This is a genomic window from bacterium, assembly GCA_016703265.1.
Classification (GTDB): domain Bacteria; phylum Krumholzibacteriota; class Krumholzibacteriia; order LZORAL124-64-63; family LZORAL124-64-63; genus CAINDZ01.
Genome location: JADJCK010000006.1, coordinates 16,005 through 32,122, shown reverse-complemented (window position 1 = coordinate 32,122; position 16,118 = coordinate 16,005). Strand labels below are relative to the sequence as shown.

Genomic DNA, 16,118 nt, shown 5'->3' with positions numbered 1-16,118 from the left:
CGTCCCGGTGCGCTACGACAGCCGCGGGCTGGCGCAGCAGGTGCTGAGCGACGGCCGCTGGGAAGTCGTGTTCGTGCCCGAGGGCGCGGGCAAGTCCGCCGCGCCCGCTGCCAACGCGATGCTGCGCGACGGCGCCAACGACGCGCACTTTGCCGGCGCCTTCCTCAACGGCGACCTGCTCACGCAGCTGCCGACCGAAGGCACCTACCTCGGCGCCGCAACCACGCAGTCGGCCGAGGAGCCGTTGCCGCGTGCCTCGGCGCAGGCCACGCTGCTGGGCCCGGAGGCGCGGCTGGCCGTCTCGCGGACCGGCCCCGTGCGCGTGACCTATTCCAGGTTGAGGCAGCGCGGCCTGATTCCCGACGTGCCCATCCAGGAAAGCCAGGTGCGCCTCTACCAGCGGCGCTACCTCGGGCGCGCGGACACCGGCACGGGGGCGCCGTACGTCGAGGTCGAGGTGCCCATCCACATGGTGGGCGAGGGCAACGCCTTCGACGGCGACGACTTCTTCGTGTTCTACGGCCTGCGCCTGCGTGAAGACGGCAGCTGGCTGGGCGACCTCGGCGTCGGCCCCGAGACGGTGCCGGGCTGCGGCGACCCCTTCGAGATGAACAACGAGGCGAACATCTACTGGCTGGCCTGCGCGCAGCCGTCCGTTGGTGAGGCCTGGCGGCGCATGGCGACCACGAGCCTGGCGGCGGCCAGCGGCCAGCCGCTGGCGAATTTCCGGCACCAGACCCGCATGGAGGAGCAGGCGGCGTTCCGCGAGAACCTGCCGTCGACGGTCACCGACCGCATGTACCTGAACCTGCACACCGACACGGAAGCATCGCTGGCGTTGAGCCCGTTCTGGCGGCCGGACCCGGCCGGCGGGACCGTGAACCTGACCGTGGCCGTGGCCGGCTTCAACAACATCTCGCGGCCGCTGCGCTTCGAACTGGTGACGGACACCGCCAACGTGACCGCGCTGGAGGAGTTCAACCTCAGCGTGCCCACGCAGGTCACGCGGAACTACGCGCTGACACCGGCGGCGATCAACGGCGCCAGCACCAAGGTCGTCGTGTCGCGCGGTACGGGAACACCGAGTTTCCCCTTCCTGTTCGCCTACCTGAACTGGTTCGAGATCGCCTACGACGCGCTCTACCAGGCGGTCGGCGGCGAGCTGCGGTTCCACGGCGGTGACACGGCGGGCGCGCGCCCGATGGAAGTGACCGGCTTCACCAGTGCGGACGTGGGCCTGCTGGAGATCACCGACCCGCGCGCGCCGGTCTTCGTGACGATGCAGGCGGGCAACGTGGTGCAGGACGGCGCCACCTGGAAGCTGTCGGTGATGCCCACGCAGTCGGGTACGCGGCGGGTCTTCCATGCGCTGGGCAATTTCGGCTCGGCCGGCGCGGTCGAGTTCAACTACGTGAAGTCGAGCCTGGCCGACGATCCGACCGACCCGACGCTGCTGGCCGGCGGCAACCCGGACCTGGTCGTCGTCACGCATGCGCAGTTCCGCACGGCCCTCGACCGCTGGGTGCAGCACCGCATCGCCCGCTCGGGCGGCACACTGAAGGTGCACGTGGTCGACGTGCAGGACCTGTACGACTGGTACAGCGGCGGCCTGCGCGACCCGTGGGCCGTGAAGCGATTCTGCAACCACGCGCTGACGCGCTGGGAGAGCTGGGCGCTGGCGATCGTCGGCGATGCCAACGAGAACGCGCTGGGCAAGCGCGTGCTGTCGCAGGCCGACGGCTGGGCCACCGACTGGGTGCCCACGCACTACCACACGCAGCGCGCGCTGTCCTATGAACCGGAGCTGATGGCCAGCGACAAGTGGTACGCGACGCTGCAGTCGGGCCAGAACTACCCGGTCGAGGACTTCCCGCGCACGCAGGCCACCCCGTTCGACATGCTGGCCGGGCGGCTGCCCTGCAACAGCGTGGCCGAGCTGGACGTGATGATCGACAAGATCATCACCGTCGAGAGCCCGCAGGCGGGCCAGGACTGGCGGCGGCGCGGCCTGTTCATCGCCGACGACGAGTGGTCGAACGGCTACGGCGCCGAGGCGCTCCTGTCCCTCGAGTACATGCCCGGTGAGCTCGATTTCCTCGAGAGCGAGCGGGATTCTCTGGCGACCCAGTGGGCCACGGGCACCGGTGTGCCGCTGGAAGCATCGCTGGTGACGCTGAAGTCGCTGCTGGATCCCCAGTTCCCCTACGACCCGGATAGCCCGGGCGTCCGGGGCCTGAACACGGTACGCATCTTCACGGCCGCCTCGGCCACGCCGGCCCTGCTGGCGGCGCTGAACCAGGGCGGGCTGTTCGCCAGCTACCAGGGTCACGCGAACCAGTACGTGCTGTCGTCCGAGTACTGGATGCAGGACATGCCGACCATCCCCAACCAGCGCGTCGACACCGCGCTGCTGTCGAACACGGGCCGCCCGTGGTTCTTCATCGGGCTGGGTTGCCACATCAGCGACTGGGCCCAGAACCCGGTCAAGAGCGAGCAGGCGCCGCAGGAACGGAGCATCGGCGAGAAGCTGCTGTTGCGGCCGATGAGCGGGGCCTCGGCGGTGTACGCGAGCAGCGGCTACGAGTACATCATCAACAATCGCGTCTTCGGCGAGTATATCTCACGGCGCTGGACACAGCGTCCGCCGGCCGTGCGCACGGTCGGCCCCGGTGCCAGTGCTCCCGGCCGCAGCCGCTGGGTGCTGGGCGAATTGCTGTGGGCGGCCGAGGCAGACCTGGCAGCGAGCGTGTTTTCCAGCGGTACCTACAGCGAGATGCTCGCGCAGTACGAACTGCTTGGCGACCCGCTGATGACCCTCGACGGCGGCGAGCCCGTCGTGGCCGCGACGCTGCACGGCGAGCCCGACCAGGTGGTCAGCGGCAGCGTGGAGCTGGCGGCCCTCGACGCGACGAACCAGCGCACGCTGGCGATCTCGGCGCGCGACGAGGCCGGCATCGACCGGCTCGAGGTGTTCGACGACGACGGCAACGACCTGACGTCCGCGATCGTCGTGGAGACGCTGCCTGCCGGCGCCCAGACGCACCAGCGGGTGGACTACGCGCTGACGGTGCCCGTGCGGCCGTACGACCACACGCTGACCGTGCGCGTGTACGATACCGGCGCCGCGCTGCCGACCGACCGGCATTGGGAGCTGGAACTGGCGATGCCGCAGACGACGGTGCTGACCGTCGACGGGCAGGCGCACGATCCGCAGGCCTTCGTCTTCGAGACGGGCGTGCCGGTGAGCTTCGGCGCCACGGTCACCACGGCTGCATGGCTGACGCCGGAGATGGAACTGACCCTGACCAGCGGGACGCTGACGCTCACGGGCGTGCAGTTCAACCTGGACAAGGGCCATGGGCTCAGCCTGGGCTTCACGGCGACGGCGAACGAGGCCGGCAGCGCCAGCGGGCACAGCGTGACGCTGGGCATCGACGGTAACGAGACGGTGATCGTGCTGCAGGCGGCGCCGGACGACGGCGGCGTGATCGGCATCGGACGGGTGCTGAACTACCCGAACCCGATGGGCGAGGACACGCGCTTCCTCGTCGAGACGGGCGCGACCGGCACCGGGCGCATCAGCCTGTGGTCGGTGGCCGGCAGCCCCGTGGCGCGGATCGGCTTCAGCGCCGACGGCGACGACACCGTCATCGAGTGGGACGGACGCGATGCGCACGGCGACGAACTGGCGAACGGGACCTACCTGTACCGCGTGGAGATCGAAGGGCACGGGGGAACCGCCCGCAGCGATGTGCAGCGGCTGGTGATCATGCGCTGAGGAACCGGCGGCGGCGCGCCCCGCGGGCGCCGCCTGCCGCGGAAGGATAGGAATGGGACGGAGCTCACGCCCCGGCCGGACTGGCGGCGGCGGGTGGCCGACATGGCCGCTCGCCGCCGTTCTGTTGCTGCTGGCGTTCGCCCAGGCCGGCTGCACCGGCCCCAAGCGGTTGCCGCCGGTGGAGACCTCGCCGCGCCCGCGGCCCGGCGTCGAAGCCCTGCCGACGGACCCGGTTCCGGCCGTGCCGGGCGAACCGGAACACCCGGAGGCGCCCGCCATTCCCTGGCTGGAACCGGCCGAGCCGCTCCTGCTGCTGGGTGTCGGCCTGCTCGAGGACAAGGCACTGCTGGAATTGCGCGCCGAGGGCGCAGCCTGGGTGCGCGACGCCGACTCCGGGCACACGCTGGCGGCGCTGGACGCCGGCGAGCCGTTGCTCTGCCGGCGCGACGGCGACCGTGTGGCCTGGCAGGCCGGCGATGAAGAAGGCAGCGTGCGCTCGGTGGCGCTGCAGCCCATCGACCCCGGCTTTCTCGTCAGCGCTCCCGGCGGCTCGTACCGCGGCGAGTTCCTCGTGGTCGCCACGCCGCGCGGGCGTGGCGTGACGCTGGTCAACAACGTCGAACTGGAGGACTACCTGAAGGGCGTGGTGCCTTGGGAGATCGGCCGCCACGACGCCGGGAAGTTCGACGCTCTCTGTGCGCAGGCGGTCGCCGCGCGCACCTATACCATCTCGCACCTGGGTTCGCGCAAGGCACGCGGCTTCGACGTGTACGCCACGGTGATGGACCAGGTGTACAAGGGCGCCGCCGACGAGGACGCGCGCTGCAACGAAGCGATCGCCGCGACGGCGCCGCTCGTGCTGCGGCACGGCGGGCGCGAGATCGAGGCCTACTACAGCGCCTGCTGCGGCGGCAGCAGCACGGCCGTGAGCGAGGTCTGGCCGAAGGACGACCGCCCGTACCTGGCGAAGCGAACCGACGGTCCCGCGCCGGGCGGCGAAGCCTGGTGCGCCGGTTCCACCTACTACCACTGGCGCGAGACCTGGAGCCCGCGCGCGCTCGAGGCGATCCTGCAGCGCACCCTGCCCGACTACGTGGATTACATGGCGCAGGAAGGACGCAGCCGCTGGGGCGCGCCGTCGTTCACGCCGGCACGCGGCGGCGCCGCGGCCAGGCCGGGGAGCCTGCGCGACCTCGAGATCCGCCGGCGCACGCCCAGCGGCCGCGTGGCCGAACTGGCCGTGGTCACCGACGCCGGTACCTATCACGTGCGCGGCGACCGTGTGCGCTGGGTCCTGACGCCGGCGAGCGGCAGCCCCGCCATCCTGCGCAGTGCGCTGTTCGAGCTGGAACTGGTGCGCGACGGCGACAAGCTGCGCGAAGTGGGCGTGCGCGGCCGCGGTTTCGGTCACGGCATCGGCCTGTGCCAGACCGGGGCGCTGGGCATGGCGGCTGCCGGCCGCTCCTGGCGCGACATCCTCGCCCACTACTACCCGGGCGCGACGCTCGAGGAAGTCCCGAGGCGGAAGCGATGAACGAAGATCTGGAAGCGACCGCGGCAGCCGCGCTGGCCTCGCGCCTGGTGGTGGGCCTGGCCGGGCCCGAGCCGACGCCTGCTGAGTGGGCCTGGCTGGCCAGGTACCGGCCGGCCGGCGTCATCCTGTTCGGGCGCAACGTCACCGACCCGGCCCAGGCGCAGTCGCTGTGCGCGCGCCTGCGCGCGCTGGTGCCCGGCCTCGAGGTGATGGTGGACCACGAAGGCGGCCCGGTGGCGCAGATGGCCGCCGCCGCCGGTCGCCCGCCTGCCGCCTGGGCCCTGGGCGCGCTCGACGATGTGGAACTGACCCGCGAGGTCTGCCGCGAGACCGGGGCGCGGCTGGCGCAGTTGGGCGTCACCCGCGTGCTCGGACCGGTGGCCGACGTGCTCGAACATCCGCGCAACCCGGTCATCGGCGCGCGGGCTTTCGGCGGCGACGCTTCGCTCTGTGCGCGGCACGTGGCCGCCGCCGTCCGCGGCTACCGGCAGGCCGGGCTCAACGTTTGCGTGAAGCACTGGCCGGGCCATGGCGGCACCGCCACCGACAGCCACCTGTCCCTCGAGGCCCAGCTGGTGTCCGGCTGCCGCGAACCGTTCGTGGCCGGCCTGGCCGCCGGCGCCGACGCGGTGATGGTCGGGCACCTGCCCGTCGCCGCGGGCGATGGTGGTGCCTCGCTCCCCGCCACACTCGACGCCGGTTACCTGGCGGGCGCCCGCGCGGCCCTGTCTGCCGGCGGCGGGCCGCCGCTGCTGGTGGCCGACGACGTGACCATGGGGGCGCTGCGGCTACCGATGAAGCAGGCCGGCGTGCCCGATCCCGACGGCCTGGAGGGCGGCCTGGTCGACCCCGGCCTGCTGCCCGCAGCCTGGCTGCAGGCGCTGGTGACGGCCGGCTGCGACCTGCTGCTGATCCGCGGGATCCCCTGGCGGGCGCTGCCCGCGGGCGACGACGCCGCGGCGCCGGCAGCCGTGCCCGGCATGGTGGCGCCGGAAGGCCTCGATGCCCTCACGGACGAGGCGCTCACCGTCGAGGCGCCGGCCTGGCGCGCGGCCCGCGCCCGCCTGTGGGCCGTGGCGGCCGCGGGCTGGGCCGACCCCGACCTGGACCTGGGTTGGATCGACGCGACCACCGGCGACCGCTGGGGCGCCGCTGACGCGCGCAGCGGCGCCGCGTTCACCGCTCGGCTGGGGCGCCTGTTCGCTGCGGTGCGCCACGTGGATGGCGACCCGGCGGGGGCCGGATTCCGGCCCGTGCGGCTGCTCGTGACCTCCCACCGGCCGCTGGCCCTGACGGTGCTCGCAGCCCTGCACCCGGCCCGGTCGGGCGTGGCCGTGGCGATGGGGCACCCGAGCCTGGCCGGTGACCTAACCCGTTTCCTCGGGGCCGGTTGGCGGGTCGGGCAGGTCTATGACTGTGACGTCGCCGACCTGGAACCGGAATCGACCGGACCGGTACAATAATCTTTTGACTGGGAGCGGAATCGCGACTATATTCCCCCCTCGCCAATCCAAAGGCGGGGGCGTAGTTCAGTTGGTTAGAACGCCGGCCTGTCAAGCCGGAGGTCGCGAGTTCGAGTCTCGTCGCTCCCGCCATCTGTCTACCGCGGCTCCGGTCGCGGTTTTTTGTTTTCAGGGCCATGTTGGTCGGCAGGCCGGGGCGTCGGCCGCCCCGACTCCGTGAAGGAGCAGGACCCATGAGCATCGACATGCGCAGCGCGCGGCGCTCAATCACCGCGATCAATTTGGTCACCGCGATCAATCTGGTGACCGCGATCATTCTGACGGCGGCGCTGGTGGCGTCCGGCGGGGCGCAATGCAGCCAGGCAAGCGAGGCGGTCATGACCGATCATCCGGCCTACGTCGACGGGAACTGCGGCTGGGCGGCCGCGGGCGAGCTCAAGGTGACACCCGACCTGGATGCGCGCGTGCGCGCCTATGTGCCGACCACGCTGGACCCCGCGCTCGGGCATCTCGATGCCGGCGAACAGGCCGTGCTGGGCAAGCTCGTGGAAGTGGCGCGCATCATGGACGCGCTGTTCGGCGTGCAGGCGACGCCGTGCGCAACGGAACTCGCGGCGCACATCGCCGCGTTGCCGGCCGACCGGCAGGACGCGGCGCGGCGCTATTTCGCCATCAACAAGGGCCCGTGGGACCGCCGCTTCCATTACGAACCCTTCATGGGCGAGTGGCCGCATCCGGCCGGCGCCAACTACTACCCGACCGACCTGACGGATGCCGAGAAGGCGCGCATCGCCGACCATGCGAGCGGGCTCGACGGCCTGTTCACGATGGTGCGACGCGACGCGAACGGCGGCCTCGTGGCGGTGCCCTATTCGCGGTACTTCGCGGCGGAACTCGGCCGGGCGGCATCGCTCATGCGCGAGGCCGCGGCGCTGACCGGCAACGCCAGCCTCAAGGCGTTCCTCGAGTCGCGCGCGGCGGCCTTCCTCAGCGACGACTACTACGAGTCCGATCTGCTGTGGATGGACCTCGACAGCACGGTCGAGATCACGGTGGGGCCGTACGAGACCTACGAGGACGGGCTCTTCGGCTACAAGGCGGCCTTCGAGGCGTTCGTCACGGTGACCGACCCCGTGGAGAGCCAGCGGCTGGCGAAGTTCAAGGACGAGTTGCCCTGGCTCGAGTCGCAGATCCCGATGGACGAGCGCCACAAGAACCCGAATCGCGGCAGCGAGTCGCCGATCCGGGTCGTGGACGAGGTCTATTCGGCGGGCGACACGCGCGCCGGCGTGCAGACCATCGCCTTCAACCTGCCCAACGACGAGCGCGTGCGCGAGGCCAAGGGCTCCAAGAAGGTGCTGCTGCGCAACGTGATGAAGGCCAAGTTCGACCAGATCCTGGTGCCCATCGCGCAAGTGGTGGTGGCCGACGACCAGCTTGGCGACCTGACCGCCGAGTCGTTCTTCCTGCACACGCTGTGGCACGAGATGAGCCACGGCCTGGGGCCGGGCAACATCAAGGTCGACGGACGCGACACCGAGGTGCGGCTGGAATTGAAGGACACCTACTCGACGATGGAGGAGGCCAAGGCCGACGCCATGGGCGAGTGGGACATCTTCATGTTGACGCGCGCGGGCCGGGGCTATTTCCCCGAGGCGATCTTCCGCCAGCAGTCCGCGACCTACCTGGCCGGTATCTTCCGTTCCGTGCGGTTCGGCATCGGCGAGGCGCACGGCAAGGCGAACGCGATCCAGTTCAACTACCTGGTCGCGAAGGGCGCCATCCTCCACGATGCGCAGACCGGGAAGTTCCGCATGAACGTGGCCGTTTTCGAGCAGGCGATCGCCGACCTGGTCGGCGAGATCTGCACGATCCAGGCCGAGGGCGACTACGCCGCCAGCCAGGCTTTCATCCAGCGCTACGGCGGCATGCCCGAGGTGCTGGCGGAGGCGCTCGCGAAGCTCGACCATATCCCCGTGGACATCGCGCCGGTGTTCCCGCGCTGGGACAACCGGTAGGCCCGCATGCGGGGGCGCGCAGCTTCGGCTGCGCGCCGCTCCCGCCGACGGTGGACGGGGACATGCTCCTGATCAGTGAAATCTACAAGTCGATCTGCGGCGAGTCGCAGTTCAGCGGTCGTCCGTGCACGCTTGTGCGGCTGACCGGCTGCCATGTCCGCTGCGGGTGGTGCGACTCGGCCCACGCCTTCAACGGCGGCGAACCGCTGGCGGTCGATTCCGTGCTCGCGCGCGTGCGCGAACTGGGTCCACGCACGGTGCTGGTGACCGGCGGCTAGCCGCTGCTGCAGCCGGCAGTGGTCGACCTCCTGCAGGCACTGCTGGCCGATGGTCGCGAGGTGCTGCTCGAGACCAGCGGCACCGTGGGGCCGCGCACGCTGGTGCCGCTGGCGGCGGTGCCCGTCGGCGTCCATCGCATCGTCGACCTGAAGGCGCCCGGCAGCGGGCTCGAGCCCGGCGTCATCGACTGGGCCGGCATCGCCTGCCTGGGTGCGGGTGACGAACTGAAGGCCGTGCTGGCCGACCGGCGCGATTACGAATGGGCGCGTGACCTGGTGCGCGAGGCGGGGCGCCTGCCTGCCGGCGTGCCGGTCAGCTTCTCGCCGGTGCAGGACGGGCTGTCGGCGGCGGACCTGGCGCAATGGATCCTCGAGGACGGCCTCGAGGTGCGCTTCCAGCTGCAGTTGCACAAGATCGTCTGGCCCGGCGTCGAACGGGGGGTCTGACGATGGCGACGGCCCGTGAGACGGCGATCGTCCTGGTGAGCGGCGGCATGGATTCGTGCGTGTGCCTGGCCGAGGCGGCGCGGGAGTTCGAGGTTGCCGCGCTGCACATCAACTACGGTCAACGCACCGAGGCGCGCGAGTTGCGCGCGTTCGGCGACCTCTGCGACCACTACGGCGTGGTGCGGCGCCTGGCGGCCGACATCTCGTACCTGAAGGTGATCGGCGGCTCGTCGCTGGTCGATGCCTCGTGCGCGGTCGAGACGGGATTGCCCGAGCCGGGTCAGGGCGTGCCCTCGACCTATGTGCCCTTCCGCAACGCGCACATCCTGTCGGTGGGCGTCTCGTGGGCCGAGGTCATCGGCGCCACGGCGCTGTTCATCGGCGCGGTGGAGGAGGACGGCAGCGGCTACCCCGATTGCCGGCGCGAATTCTACGACCGCTTCGAGGCCGCCGCCAATGCCGGCACGCGCCCGGACACGCAGCTGCGCATCATCACCCCGCTGATCCGCCTGGACAAGGGCGCCATCGTCAGGCGCGGCGTCGAGCTGGACGCGCCGCTGCACCTGACCTGGTCGTGCTACACGGGGGAGGATCTCGCCTGCGGCGAATGCGAGAGCTGCCGCCTGCGGCTGCGCGGATTCGAGCGCGCCGGCCTGGCCGACCCGATTCCCTACCGCCGCTGAGGCGAGCGCGCCGGCTCAGGCGCCGGGCGCGGTCGAGAACCTGCCGAAATCGTAGTCCTTGTAGGCATTGCAGCGGCTGCAGAGGTGGATCAGGTCGCGCCGGCCGTCGTCCAGCATCTCGCGCAGGCAGCGCGCGGCGTGGCCCTGCCAGATCTCGAGCACCGATTGCTGCAGCACGTTGCCGATGACGGCCTTCTCGTGCACGTCCCAGCAGCAGATGGTGGCGTTGCCGTCGGTGTAGAAGAACATCTCGTCGAGGATCTTCAGGCACGGCTTCATCACGACGTCTTCGGGCTTCTGGCCCGTCCACGGCCACTGGTAGAGCTGGGTGACGAGCACCTCGGTGCAGCGCGGCTCCCAGTAGGCGCGGTAGTCGGCGATCTCGTGCCGGTTCTCGGGAACCTCGATCATCCGCACCTCGGTGAAGACCTTGTCGCGCCATCCCTCGCGATCCCAGATCTCGAGGAAGCGCGTCGTGCGCTCGAGCACCTTCTGGTAGGGAATGCCGACGCGCGAGGGCTCGTAGGTCGCGGCGCTGAAGCCGTCGATCGAGAAGCGCATGATGTCGACACCGGACTCGAGCAGCTCGCGGCCCAGGTCCTCGGTGAGCAGTTCCGCGTTCGTGTTGAATTCGACGCGCGCCGTGGGGTCGTGCTGCTTGATGTAGCGGACGATCTCCGGCTGCCGCTTGTCGACGAACGGCTCGTTGGTCAGGAACGGGCGGTAGGTCAGGCCCCAGCCCCGCGTGTCGTCGATGATCTTCTTCCACATGGCGTCGGGCATGCGCGCGGGATCGCGCACGATCTCGTTCTGCGGGCAGAACGGGCACTTGGCGTTGCACTTGGTGACGGTCTCGAGCTGGATGTAGCGCGGGCGCTCGGCGTACGGCAGTCGCCAGCGCGGGCCGGCGCCGGCGCCGCTTGCGGTCGGGGATCCGTTCCACTGGTCGGCCTGGGCTGGACGCATGCGGGTCTTCCTCCGGAGCCGGACGGGGCCGGCGGTTTCGTTCAGCGGCCGCGCAGCAGCGGCTCGAGCACGGCCAGGCTGCGGGCGGTGGCCCCGCGCTGGGCCAGGACGACTTCGCGCGCGGCGGCGGATGCTGTGGCCAACAGTGCGTCATCGCCCAGCAGCCGCGTGGCGGCGGCGAGCGCCTGCCCGGGCGTGGACACGACCTGGCCGGCCTGCTGCCGCACCAGTTCGCCGGCTTCCTCGGCGTTGTCGATCACCGGGCCGAACAGCACCGGCAGGCCGGCGATCGCCGGCTCCATCGTGTTGTGCACCCCGGTCGTGAAGCTGCCGCCGACGTAGGCAAGATGCCCCGCCCTGTAGATTTCCGCCAGTTGCCCGATCGAATCGGTCAGGACCACGTCCGGCGGCGCGGAACCAGGGTGTTCCGCAGCTGCGGCCACGACCTCCGAGAGGCGTCGCGTGGACAGCCCGTCGGCAGCCAGCGCGCGCTCCAGCTGCGCCAGGCGCGCCGGCGACGGCTCGTGGGGCGTCAGCACGATGCGAACGTCGGGATGCGCCGCCCGCAGGCGCCCGAGCACGGGCAGCCACAGCTTCTCGTCGGGTGGCCAGGTGCTGCCCAGCACCAGCAGGCGGCCGCCGAGGGCGCGAAGTGCCGCTGCGGTGGCGCCGCCCTGCGCGGCTTCCCAGCGCAGGATCACCTGCTCGGCGCGCGTATCGCCGGTCACGCTGACGGGGCAGTGCACGCCCAGTTCGTCGACGAAGCGGCGCTGGTCCTCCCGCGTGCACACGCCGATGTGCGCGAAGCGGTCGAAAAGATCGCGGTAGAGGGGGCGCGCGAAGGGATGCAGGCGCGTGCTGCCGGGCCGGAGCGAACCGGCCATCAGCACGATGGGCACGCCGGCGCGGTCGGCGGCGAGCACCTGGTTGGGCCAGCAGTCGAACTTGACGAACACCAGCAGGCGCGGCCGCCAGGCGGCGACGAGCCGCTCCATGGCCCGCGGCCGGTCGAGCGGCAGGTACTCGTGGATGTCGGCGCAGGGGCGGCGCTCCGCGAAATGCCGCCCCGAGGGCGAGAAATGCGTGACCACGAGCGGCGGGTGGCCGGGCTGTTCCCGCAGGGCGGCGATGAGTGGCCGGGCCTGCTCGTATTCGCCCACCGACGTCACGTGGAACCAGACGCAGCCCTGGGCCGCGGCGGCAGCCGCCTCGATCCGGTCGTCGAGGCCGCGGCGGCCACGCAGGCCTTCACGCAGCTTGGGCAGCAGGGGCGCCGCCAGCGGCGCGAGCGCCGCCAATGCCGGACTCAGCGCGCCGTAGAGGCGCAAGGGCCGCGCCCGGGGCGCGGGCTGCCCTGGTGTCGCGGCCGGTTGGTCTGCGGGCGCCGGTGCTTCGTGCGCTCATGGCGTGCTCCCGAGCGACAGCAGGGCGCGCGATGCCGTCGCGGGCTCGATCGCCACGAGGCAGGCGAGGTCACCGCGGTGGCAGGGCCGCTTGCCGTTGCGCGAACAGGGGCGGCATTCGATCGCGGTCTCGAGCACGCGGCTCGCGGGCAGGCGCGGGAAGTAGCCGAAGGCGCGCACGGTGGGACCGAAGAAGGCCAGGACCGGCGTGCCTGTGGCCTCGGCCACATGCAGCAGGCCGCTGTCGTTCGTGGCGAGGGCGCGGCAGCGGGCCAGTTCGCGCGCGACCTCGACGAGGTCGCGGCCCTCGATCACGACGGCGCCGGCGGCAACGGCGGCGGCCGCGAGTCGGCTGCCGGGGTACCACGAGCGCTCGTCCGGGCCGAGAAAGATGCGCAGGTCCTTTTCGCCGGCGGCGGCCAGGCCCTCGATCAGCGCGAGCCAATGGTGCTCGGGCCAGCGCTTGGTGGCCCAGCGCGCGCCGGGCGCGAGGGCCAGCGGCGCCCGCGTGCCGGCAGCCGCTGACGAGCGGACCGCCAACGACTGCAACGGGGGTCGCCGGTCGTCGATGCCGCGCGTGTCCGGTCCCGGCCCGGCGGGCCGGGTCAACAGGATGTCGTCGAAGCGGGCGACCATCGTGCGCGTCAACGCCGCGCCCGCTTCGCCGCCGGCCAGCAGCCGCAGCCGCGCCGCGGTGTCCTTGGTCAGGCGTGCGTCGGCACGGCGCCCGATCATGACGAGCAGTGCGTGGCTGCGCAGGACGTGGTGCGCATCGACGACCTGGTGCCACTGCCGCCCGCGCAGGCGGCCGGCCAGTGCAGCGAGCGGGGCCAGCCCGCGACCGTCCAGGGACACGACTTCGTCCACGCCGTGGAAGTGCGAGGCCAGCGGCGCGAACGCCGCCTTGGTCACCAGCGTCAGACGACGGTCCCCGGCATCGGCCGTTTCGGCCAGCGCCGACAGCGACCAGCCGAGCAGGCAGAGGTCGCCCAGGGAACCGAAGCGCAGGACCAGCCAGTCACGCACGACCACTTCCGTCATCCAGGGTCCGGGCCGGCCCGCCGGTCCGGCGGGCGCGGCGGCCCGCAGCGGGCCGTTCGCCGGCAAGAGAAACACATCCCGGGCGGCGGCGCCAGACCGGTGGCGCCCGGCCCCGACCCGGCCCTCCGGCAGGGTCTTGCCGCCTTCGCCGCACCGGGTTAACATCGGCCGGTTGCCCTGTGCCGCCCCGCGACGGCGCCAACGATGGAGAGCCCCGGTTTGGAACTTGTCCTACTCATCGTGCTCCTGGCCTTGTCGGCGTTCTTCTCCGGCTCGGAGTCGGCCTTTTTTTCGCTGAGTGCCGCCGAAGTGGCCCATCTGGAGGCCACCGGCGGCCGTCGCGGGCGGCGTGCAGCCGCCCTGGTGCGCCGCAGCCACGACCTGCTCTCGGCGCTGCTGATCGGCAACCTGCTGGTCAATACCGCGGCCAGCGTGGTGGCCACCGGGCTGTGCCTGGCCTGGTTCGGTGCGCAGGGCGTGGCCATCGCCATTCCGGCCGTCACCCTGCTGCTGCTGATTTTCGGCGAGATCACCCCCAAGCTCCTGGCGCTCGGCCGGCGCGAGCAGGTGGCCCTGGCGGCGCAGTGGCCGCTCCGGTTCTGGTTGCTGGCGACGCGTCCGGCGCTGTGGCTGACCGGCAAGCTGGTCGGCGCCATGCTCGCCATCCTGCCCGCCGATCGCCCCGGATCACGGCCGCTCGGCACGGCGGAACTGCAGACCGCCTGCGACCTGGCCATCGAGGACGGCACGCTGACCGAGACCGAGGGCCGTTCGCTGGCGCGCCTGCTGCAGCTGTCGGAACTGGAAGTGCAGCACATCATGGTGCCGCGCACGGCGGTGGTGGCATTGCGCGCGGACATGACCAGGGAAGAGGTGCTGCGCGTGGCCCGCCACGCGGGCTTCAACCGTTATCCCGTCGTGTCGCCGGAGGGTGGCCGTCCGGTCGGCATGTTCCACCTGAAGGACCTGCTCGGCGCCGGGCCGGGCTGCGACCTGCCGCTGGCCGGCGGCGGTCGCCCGCTCCTGTTCGTGCCCGAGAGCAAGGACGTGGACGACCTGCTCTCGCAGATGCGCCGCGGCGGCAGCCATATGGCCGCCGTGGTCGACGAGCACGGCGACTTCACCGGCATCGTGACCATGGCCGATTGCCTGCAGGCCCTGCTCGGGCCCGTTGCGGACGCGGCCTCGCGCGACCCCGACGTGATCCCGCTCGGCGAGGGGCGCTGGGTGGTGAGCGGCCGCACGGACCTGCGCGCGCTCGAGGAATCGTGCGGCGTGCGCCTGCCGCCCAGCCGCGACTACGTGACGGTGGCCGGCTTCCTCATGACCTCGCTCGGTCGCGTGCTCGTGCCCGGCGACCGCGTCACCTTGCCGGAAGCGCGCCTGACCGTGCTGGAGATGCAGGGGCATCGCGTCGAACGGATCCAGGTCACGCGCTGGCGCTCGGGCCCGGGCGAGGTGACGGGATGAGCGCGAGCGGTGACAACGGCCTGTTGCTGTGGCTCGGACTTACGGGGTGCCTGCTGGCCTCGGCTTTCTTTTCCGGCACCGAAACGGGCCTGATGAGCATCAGTCGCGTGCGCCTGCGCCGCTCGCCTGCGGCCGAGTCGCCGCGCGGACACCGCCTGCGTCGCCTGCTGCGCGACCTCGAGGAACCGGTGATGACGTGCCTGGTCGGCAACAACCTCGTCAACGTGGCGTTCAGCGCGCTGGTGACGATGGTGCTGACCGCGCGCTTCGGCGACAGTGGACAGGGCCTGGCGGTGGCCGTCGTCTCGATCGTGACGATGGTCGTCGGCGAGATCCTGCCGAAGACCCTCTATCGCGAGTATCCCGAACGGCTGTCGCTGGCGACTTTGCCGGTGTTCTCGGCTGTCATGGTGGTGCTGTGGCCGGCCCGACTGGTGCTGCGCGCCTACCGTCGCCTGCTGCAGCGCCTGCTGCCCGCGCCTGCCGGCAGCCGTCGTCGGCTCGACCGCGGCAGCCTGGCGGCACTCATGCTGGCGCACACGCCGCCCTCGAACACGGAACGCGGATTCGGCGATATCCTCGAGCGCTTCCTGCAACTCGCGCACCGTCCGCTGACGGCGCTCATGCGGCCGCTCGATGCGATCGTGTCGCTGGGGCCGGAAGCCACGGTCGCCGAATGCCTGGCCGTGGCGGCCCGGTCGGGCCTGAGCCGCCTGCCGGTCACGCGCGAGGACGGCTGTGCGCTGCAGGCCTATGTGACCGTGCGCGACCTGCTGTTCCTGCCGCCGGAAGGGGCGGCCGAGCCGGTGCCGCGACGTCTGTGGCGACCGCTGGTGCTGGTCGATGCGCGCATGACGCCGTACGAGGTGTTCGAGGAACTGCGCGGCCAGGGCAACCAGATGGCTGCCGTCTGCGACCCGGCGGGGAACCCGCAGGGCCTGATCACGTTGGAAGACCTCATCGAGACGGTGATGGGTTCCATCCACGACGAGTTCGACCCCCAGGCGGCCGCCGGGCCGGCGGCCTGAACAAGGAGC

At 71.5% G+C, this 16,118-nt stretch carries 10 protein-coding genes, 2 tRNA genes and 1 pseudogene; 10 read left to right on the top strand and 3 right to left on the bottom strand.

Going from position 1 to position 16,118, the window contains the following annotated elements:
• Positions 1–22 precede the first annotated feature (22 nt).
• From IPG61_11945 to queC, 8 genes and pseudogenes are all read left to right on the top strand, one after another.
• A tRNA-OTHER gene (locus IPG61_11945) sits at positions 23–113 on the top strand.
• Positions 74–3,778 carry a hypothetical protein gene (locus IPG61_11940; protein ID MBK6734773.1) on the top strand — a complete coding sequence of 1,235 codons (3,705 nt, stop codon included), beginning with the start codon at positions 74–76 and terminating at the stop codon, positions 3,776–3,778. Before IPG61_11945 ends, IPG61_11940 begins: the two co-directional genes overlap by 40 nt.
• A 52-nt stretch (positions 3,779–3,830) precedes the next feature.
• Positions 3,831–5,312: a SpoIID/LytB domain-containing protein gene (locus tag IPG61_11935; protein MBK6734772.1), complete on the top strand. Its 1,482-nt coding sequence runs from the start codon at positions 3,831–3,833 to the stop codon at positions 5,310–5,312.
• The gene (locus IPG61_11930; GenBank protein MBK6734771.1) at positions 5,309–6,775 is read left to right on the top strand and encodes a glycoside hydrolase family 3 protein; all 1,467 of its coding nucleotides are present in this window, start codon (positions 5,309–5,311) and stop codon (positions 6,773–6,775) included. Before IPG61_11935 ends, IPG61_11930 begins: the two co-directional genes overlap by 4 nt.
• 55 nt (positions 6,776–6,830) lie before the next feature.
• Positions 6,831–6,907: transfer RNA gene (locus tag IPG61_11925), tRNA-Asp, on the top strand.
• A 101-nt stretch (positions 6,908–7,008) separates the two neighbouring features.
• Positions 7,009–8,793, top strand: a complete 1,785-nt coding sequence (locus tag IPG61_11920; GenBank protein ID MBK6734770.1) for a peptidase — start codon at positions 7,009–7,011, stop codon at positions 8,791–8,793.
• A gap of 62 nt (positions 8,794–8,855) precedes the next feature.
• Positions 8,856–9,518: pseudogene (locus IPG61_11915) on the top strand (radical SAM protein).
• A gap of 2 nt (positions 9,519–9,520) precedes the next feature.
• Complete coding sequence (queC, locus tag IPG61_11910) at positions 9,521–10,201, top strand: 7-cyano-7-deazaguanine synthase QueC (GenBank protein MBK6734769.1); 681 nt, start codon at positions 9,521–9,523, stop codon at positions 10,199–10,201.
• A gap of 15 nt (positions 10,202–10,216) precedes the next feature.
• Here the strand turns inward: queC and IPG61_11905 are convergent, their stop codons facing one another.
• From IPG61_11905 to IPG61_11895, 3 genes are all read right to left on the bottom strand, one after another.
• A complete protein-coding gene (locus IPG61_11905; GenBank protein MBK6734768.1) occupies positions 10,217–11,167 on the bottom strand; it encodes a radical SAM protein in 951 nt (316 codons plus the stop codon).
• A gap of 41 nt (positions 11,168–11,208) precedes the next feature.
• Positions 11,209–12,495, bottom strand: a complete 1,287-nt coding sequence (locus IPG61_11900) for a hypothetical protein (GenBank protein MBK6734767.1) — start codon at positions 12,493–12,495, stop codon at positions 11,209–11,211.
• 72 nt (positions 12,496–12,567) lie between these two features.
• On the bottom strand, positions 12,568–13,677 hold the full coding sequence (locus IPG61_11895) for a glycosyltransferase family 9 protein (GenBank protein ID MBK6734766.1): 1,110 nt from the start codon (positions 13,675–13,677) through the stop codon (positions 12,568–12,570).
• Positions 13,678–13,830: 153 nt separating this feature from the next.
• Between IPG61_11895 and IPG61_11890 the strand changes: the two genes are divergently transcribed.
• Complete coding sequence (locus IPG61_11890) at positions 13,831–15,081, top strand: HlyC/CorC family transporter (GenBank protein ID MBK6734765.1); 1,251 nt, start codon at positions 13,831–13,833, stop codon at positions 15,079–15,081.
• Positions 15,078–16,109: a DUF21 domain-containing protein gene (locus IPG61_11885; protein ID MBK6734764.1), complete on the top strand. Its 1,032-nt coding sequence runs from the start codon at positions 15,078–15,080 to the stop codon at positions 16,107–16,109. Before IPG61_11890 ends, IPG61_11885 begins: the two co-directional genes overlap by 4 nt.
• Positions 16,110–16,118: the final 9 nt, after the last annotated feature.